General features: G+C 72.9%; 9 protein-coding genes. 6 read left to right on the top strand and 3 right to left on the bottom strand.

Annotated features, from left to right (window positions below):
• A partial coding sequence (locus JM949_RS33100) for a histidine kinase dimerization/phospho-acceptor domain-containing protein (RefSeq protein ID WP_407664867.1) occupies positions 1-353 on the bottom strand: 353 nt, incomplete at its 3' end.
• Between the two features lie 98 nt (positions 354-451).
• Between JM949_RS33100 and JM949_RS33095 the strand changes: the two genes are divergently transcribed.
• Positions 452-1,060, top strand: coding sequence for a response regulator transcription factor (locus JM949_RS33095; protein WP_309232435.1), 609 nt, complete (start codon positions 452-454; stop codon positions 1,058-1,060).
• A 145-nt stretch (positions 1,061-1,205) separates the two neighbouring features.
• Complete coding sequence (locus JM949_RS33090; protein ID WP_203151987.1) at positions 1,206-1,553, top strand: histone-like nucleoid-structuring protein Lsr2; 348 nt, start codon at positions 1,206-1,208, stop codon at positions 1,551-1,553.
• Positions 1,554-1,637: 84 nt separating this feature from the next.
• Here JM949_RS33090 and JM949_RS33085 read toward each other — a convergent pair whose 3' ends face one another.
• Positions 1,638-2,909: a hypothetical protein gene (locus tag JM949_RS33085; RefSeq protein ID WP_203151986.1), complete on the bottom strand. Its 1,272-nt coding sequence runs from the start codon at positions 2,907-2,909 to the stop codon at positions 1,638-1,640.
• A 296-nt stretch (positions 2,910-3,205) separates the two neighbouring features.
• Positions 3,206-4,084 (bottom strand): PDDEXK family nuclease, encoded by an 879-nt coding sequence (locus tag JM949_RS33080; protein WP_238434329.1) that lies wholly within the window; start codon positions 4,082-4,084, stop codon positions 3,206-3,208.
• A 150-nt stretch (positions 4,085-4,234) separates the two neighbouring features.
• On the opposite strand from JM949_RS33080, the gene JM949_RS33075 reads away from it, so the two are divergent.
• The 4 genes from JM949_RS33075 to JM949_RS33060 all read left to right on the top strand — a co-directional run.
• Positions 4,235-4,426: a hypothetical protein gene (locus JM949_RS33075; RefSeq protein WP_203151985.1), complete on the top strand. Its 192-nt coding sequence runs from the start codon at positions 4,235-4,237 to the stop codon at positions 4,424-4,426.
• Complete coding sequence (locus tag JM949_RS39450) at positions 4,392-4,802, top strand: Asp23/Gls24 family envelope stress response protein (protein WP_203151984.1); 411 nt, start codon at positions 4,392-4,394, stop codon at positions 4,800-4,802. The genes JM949_RS33075 and JM949_RS39450 overlap by 35 nt, the downstream gene beginning before the upstream one ends.
• Positions 4,803-5,096: 294 nt before the next feature.
• The gene (locus tag JM949_RS33065) at positions 5,097-5,324 is read left to right on the top strand and encodes a hypothetical protein (RefSeq protein ID WP_203151983.1); all 228 of its coding nucleotides are present in this window, start codon (positions 5,097-5,099) and stop codon (positions 5,322-5,324) included.
• Positions 5,321-5,539: hypothetical protein (locus JM949_RS33060; RefSeq protein ID WP_203151982.1), on the top strand; the 219-nt coding region annotated here is incomplete at its 3' end. The genes JM949_RS33065 and JM949_RS33060, both read left to right, overlap by 4 nt.

Raw genomic sequence — 5,539 nt, 5'->3', positions numbered from 1 at the left:
GCGCGGCGGCCTCGCGCAGGATCGCCGGCGACGCGGGACGGCCGGCTCCGGCTGCCGGCCACCGTCAACGCGCCGGTGCCGGCGGTCGCGCCGCGCAGCAGGCTCTGCAGGTGGACCGCCTGGTCGCGGGCCAGTTCGATGATCGCCCGCTGGTCGTCGCCGGTCAGCTCGCGGTGCTCGTCGGCCAGCGCGCAGGTCAGCGCGGTCAGCGTGCTGATCGGCGTGCGGAACTCGTGGCACAGCACCCGGAGCAGCAACTCGGAGTCGACGGCTGACGCTGGGATCTCACCGGGCACCGGCTCCATTCGCCGCAAGCCTCCCAGCAGGCCCCGCAGACCGTGGCGTGCGCGCATCCATCCGACTCCCCCCGTTCGGTGCGTACCCGCATGATCGGTACCCGCTGGGGAACGGCGCAGACATGCCGGGAGCCGCCACCTTGCGACTCGTTGTCGTGGACGATCACCCCCTCTTCGTCCGCGGCCTGGAGTTGCTGCTCCCGATCGCCACCGACGATCGGGTCCAGGTCGTCGGCGCGACCGGTGACGCCGCCGCCGCGGCGGCACTGGTCAACCGGTGCCTCCCCGACCTGGCCCTGGTCGACCTGCACATGCCCGCGCCGGGCGGCATCCGGGCGGTGGCCGCGATCAGGCGGACCACCCCGCGGGTACGCGTGGTCGCGATGTCCGGTTCCACCGACCCGGCCCCGGCGCTGGAGGCGCTGCGGGCCGGCGCCGAGGGGTTCCTGCCGAAGACCAGCGAACCGGAGGAGCTGCTGCCCCCGCTGCTGGCCGTCCTCGACGGCTGGGCGGTCCTTCCGGCCGAACTGTTGCGCGCCATGCTGCGGCCCACGCACGCCGCGTCGGTCGACCTGGACGGCGAGGAACGTCGGCTCCTGCGGGCGATCGCCGCCGGCCGCAACACCGTGGACATCGCCGAAGAACTGCACGTTTCCGAGCGCACGGTGAAACGGATGACCGCCGCGCTGCTGCGGAAGTTGCGGGTGTCCAGCCGGGCAGAGGCCGCCGCCGTCGCCGGCCACACCGGCCTGCTCACCGAATGAAGTCGCTTCATCGCGCGCCGATTCACGGTATTGCTCGGTAACGGAATCGCGACGCGCCGCAGGAATGAACGCATATTGTTGCGGATTACCGGGGTGATAGGTCAGACTTTGGACACATCCCGCCGCACACAGGGAGTAATCGGCAATGGCGAGAAAAGTAATCACGGTCCTGACCGACGACCTCGACGGTGGGAAGGCCGACCGGACGGTGGAGTTCAGTCTCGACGGCGTGGCCTACACGATCGACGTATCGGACGAGAATGCCGGCGTCCTGCGCAAGGCACTGGACCCGTACATCAATGCGGGTCGGCGGATCGGGCGCGGTCCGGTGGAGAGCGCCCGCTCGGTCCGGCGGCCGGGGCGACCCAGCGGCGCCGGAATGGATCGGGAGCAGAACCGGGCCATCCGGGAATGGGCCGTCAAGAACGGCTACAAAATCTCCGAACGTGGCCGGATCCCGGTCGAGGTCGTCGAGGCGTACAAGAGTCGCTGAGGTAGCAGCACGACGAGGGGGTCCCGCCGGGAACGGCGGGACCCCCTCGGTCTGTCCGGAGCTGCCGGCGACGCGGCGGTCGGGTCAATTGACGTCGATGCGCACCGAGTCGAAGGCGGGGGTCTGGTTGGCCCGCTCCATCATCGGCAGGCGGTGCGAGCCGTCACCGGCCCACACCGAGCACTGGGCGGTGCCGGACTCCGGCAGACCCGGCACCTGGATCGTCACCTCGTCGGGCTGGGCCCCACCGCGGCCGTCCTCGGTCGCGACGAAGAACGCGGGCACCTCCTGCGGCTCCGGCGGCGCGGTCAGGCTGTCCAGCATCCGGCAGGCGGTGTGGAAGTGACCCCGGACCAGGCCCTGGTCGTTGAGGAGCGAGCTCTCCACGTAGTAGCCACCCTGCCCAGCGGCCAGGAAGCGGTCCCGGACCAGGTTGCGGGTGCTGACCCGCAGGGTGAAGGGCTGGTTCTGGCCGACCTGGTCGGGGAACTGGGTGATCAGCAGGGACGGGTTGTTGGCCGCGGCGCCCACCTCACCGAACTCGGTGCTCACACAGCGGTTGCCGTTCTGGAAGCCGTCGTGCGGCTGGAGCCGGCTCTCGTCACAGTCGTTGGCCAACACGCCGAGCCCGGCGCCGGGGGCGGTGCCACCGTTGTTCCCGCCGTTGTTGCCACCACCGTTGGTGCCACCGGGGGTGGTGGTGGGGCTGGTGGTGCCGCCACCGCTGTTGCCACCACCGCTGTTGCCGGTCGGCTGCACCTGGCACTCGGCCAGCTGGGCGAGCCCCTGCGGTCGGGGGCCGACCCGGTCGATGGCGGTCGTGATCCGGTCCAGCACGGCGCGTCGCTTGCCGGCCAACGGTTGCAGGATCGCGCTGCGGATGAACGCGTCGCCCTTGTTGCCCTCGGCGGCGAGCCGACGGTCGGCCTCGGCGATCTGGGTCTGCAACTGGGCGAGACTGCGGTCCACCTCGGCCCGCGCCCGGTCCGGCACCTGGGGCAGTTTGGCCGCCACGTCCGGGCAGGCGATGGCCGTGCCGGTACCCACCGTGCCGTCCTTGCCGTCCTCGCACTCGGGGACCGACTGCTGACCGTCACCCCAGTGGTTACGCACCCACCGACCGTTCTGCCAAGTCCGGCTGGTCGAACCGCCGCCGGTCGGCGCGGTCGCGCCCGGGCTCGGTTCCACGCACTGCCCAGCAGCCGGACGTGGCTTATTTGTCCGCCGGTCCTGGGCCGACGAAATCTGGGTCACGGCGACAACTCCGCCGAAGACGGCGAGCGTGCCGACAACTGCCAGCAGACGCTTGCTCCGTGCGTTGCCGGACGACCGGCGCGCCCGTGTGGACCTGCGCATCGAATTGCTCTCCTTCGCGATCCGGTAGTGGATTCCTGCCCTCGGCGGACCGACGGATGTGAGATGGCATGCCACAACGGGCACCCCACCATGACGTACCCGGTAATGCGTCGATGGCCGACGATGCGCTTTCCGCACCGTCTCCCGCGTCTGGCTGACACGGATGGGGAGATCCTGTTCATTCGCGCAGGAGTACGGGGTGGCGGCCGGGAAGGTTCAACCGACGCACAGGAAATTGCCGCGACCCGACGCGCAGCCCGGGCCCGGCAGGGTTCAGCAGGTGAAACGGGCGCCGATCAGTCGGCGCAGAGGTGATCGAAGGCGAACCCGCCCACCAGTTCGTCGCGGCGCCGACTCAGCGCGACGATCTGCGCGGTCAGCTCGGCACGTGGCAGCAGCTCGGCTGTCGCCACCTCGCGCAGCCGCTCGCCGAGGGCGACCGTGGCGAGGTCCTCGGCCAGCCGAGCCGCGTCGATGCCGCACGAGAAGCGCTGCTCGGTCACCACGACCCGCTCGACGAGACACACGTCGGGGCGCACCTGCACCCAGCTCCACCCCTGCGCCGGCCCGTCCGCCCAGCGGACGTGCAGCCCCCGCACGATGGGGTCGGCCACCCGCCCGGCGACGTACGCCTCGACCGCCGCCGCGCGGGCCAGCGCGCCGAGGTCGTTGACCGGACCGGTGCGACCGTCCGGCAGCCGACCGAGGATGTCCCGGAAACCCACCGGGGCAGGGTCCTCCCCGACACCACCGGCGGCGTAGGCGCGCGCGTCGATGACGTACTCCACCAGCCGGCGACCGTGCTCGGCCGCCCGCAGGGTCGGCGAACCGATCCGCAGCACGGGCAGGCCGACGGCCGCGCCCACCGCGTCCTTGAGTCGCTGCACCCGCTGCTCGGCCGAGCCGGCGGCCGCGACCGGGCCGATCTCCACGGCGACGATCGGGTGCCCGCTGTCGGCGGCGTAGACCACGAAGTCGAAGCTGGCACGGCTCGCTGAGCTCCACTGGCTGCCGGTGACGCCGGGCGGGCGGCCCTGGACCAGGTCACTGAGCCGGCGCGTCGGAAGGACCCGGTGACCGGCGCGGTCCAGCAGGGTGTCGCGCCCGCGTCGGCGGGGACCGCCCGCAGCCAGCCGCGGTCGTCGCTGCCGATGCTCGTCATCTGCCTGATCCATCCGCCGGTCGGTCGAGCCGGGCCGAGTCTAGGCGGTCGATCATGGGCCGTCGCGCTGCCGTGTGACCGGGATCACAGTCCGCTGGATGTTCCAGAGGTGGCCACCGGGTGTATCCAGCCACGCCGGTACCGGGCCGGCCGGGAGGTGACCATGTCGCGACCGCAGTTCGGCTTCCTCGCCGGGTTCCTCGCCGTGGCGGTCTGGGCGCTCGCCGGGGTCGGCACCGCCGCCCTCGCCGTGCTCGCCGGCCTGCTCGGCTGGCTGGTCGTCCGGGTGCTCGACGGCGACCTCGCCGTTACCGGCCTCGGTGACCGCCGCGCGGACGCTCGGCGACGCCGATGACCACCCGTCCGTCCACCGGAACGAACCCCGGCGCCGGCCCGCGCGCCGGAACAACCGGATCGCGGCGACGCCCGGGCGACGCGGCGGACGTGGCCCGGATCGCGGTGCGCGCGGCCGGCCTGGTACCGGGCGTGTCCGTGGTCCGCCCGGCGCGGTCCGCCTCGACGACCGGACCGTCGGACTCGACCTGCACCTGATCACCTGGTACGGACACAGTGTGCCGACGATCGCCGAGACCGTCCGCACTGTCGTCGCCGACCAGGTCGCCGCTGACACCGGGCTCACCGTGGCGGTGGTGACGGTCACCGTGGACGACCTTCTCGTGCCCGGTGTGGACGTCTGCGGCGTGCTGAGCGTCCCGCCGGAGGACGGCTGAGATGCGCGCCGTCAACCGGGTCGCCTCCCTGGTGTTGGCCGTGGCCCTGCTGGTCGGCGGGGCGCTGGTGGCCGTCCAGACGCTGCTGCGCGCCCTGGGCCGGCCGGCCCCGCTCGACACCACCGGCTGGCTGGACGCGCTGACCAGCACCCGGTGGCATGACCCGACGGTCCGGGCGGTGGCCGGCGGCGCACTTGTCACGGGCCTGGCCATCCTGGTCGCCCAGCTGCGCCGGTGGGCCCCGGTCCGACTGCGCACCGACGACGCGACGGCTGGCACCTGCACCGGCGCTGCGTGGAACGGCGGCTGGCCGACGCCGCCCGCGCGGTGCCGGGCGTGCGACGCGCCCGGGTCCAGATCGGACGGCGCGACGACCGGTGGCAGCCGCGGATCCGCGCGACCGGCGACCCGGCCGCCCGGTCGGAGATCGAGTTCGCGGTACGGCGGGAGTTGCACCGCCTCACCGCGCCGCGGCCCGCCCGGATCGAGATCCGGCTGCTGCCACCGCGACGGCCGGCATGACCAACGCCGGGCACCGACTGCTCTGGACCATCATCGCGCTGCTGCTGGTGGCGGGCGGCGCGACGGTGCTGGCGGCCGGCCTCGGCACGCTGCCTGGCACCGATCCCGCCGCGGTGCTGCTCAGCCCCGCCCTGGTCGACAGGTGGCGGACGACAACGCCGTGCAGCACCCTGGCCGCGGCGGTCGCCGGGACGCTCGTCGCCCTGGCCGGGCAG

Origin of the sequence: Micromonospora tarensis (genome assembly GCF_016803395.1) — a bacterium.
GTDB classification, from domain to species: domain Bacteria; phylum Actinomycetota; class Actinomycetes; order Mycobacteriales; family Micromonosporaceae; genus Micromonospora; species Micromonospora tarensis.
The sequence above is the reverse complement of the archived record's forward strand: the minus strand, read 5'-3'. Positions and strand labels throughout refer to the sequence as shown.

Coding starts and splice junctions, on each gene's coding strand:
- JM949_RS33080 (WP_238434329.1), bottom strand. CDS start 4,084: ATGGATCAGGCAGATGACGAGCATCGGCAGCGACGACCGCGGCTGGCT.
- JM949_RS33085 (WP_203151986.1), bottom strand. CDS start 2,909: ATGCGCAGGTCCACACGGGCGCGCCGGTCGTCCGGCAACGCACGGAGC.
- JM949_RS33075 (WP_203151985.1), top strand. CDS start 4,235: ATGTCGCGACCGCAGTTCGGCTTCCTCGCCGGGTTCCTCGCCGTGGCG.
- JM949_RS33090 (WP_203151987.1), top strand. CDS start 1,206: ATGGCGAGAAAAGTAATCACGGTCCTGACCGACGACCTCGACGGTGGG.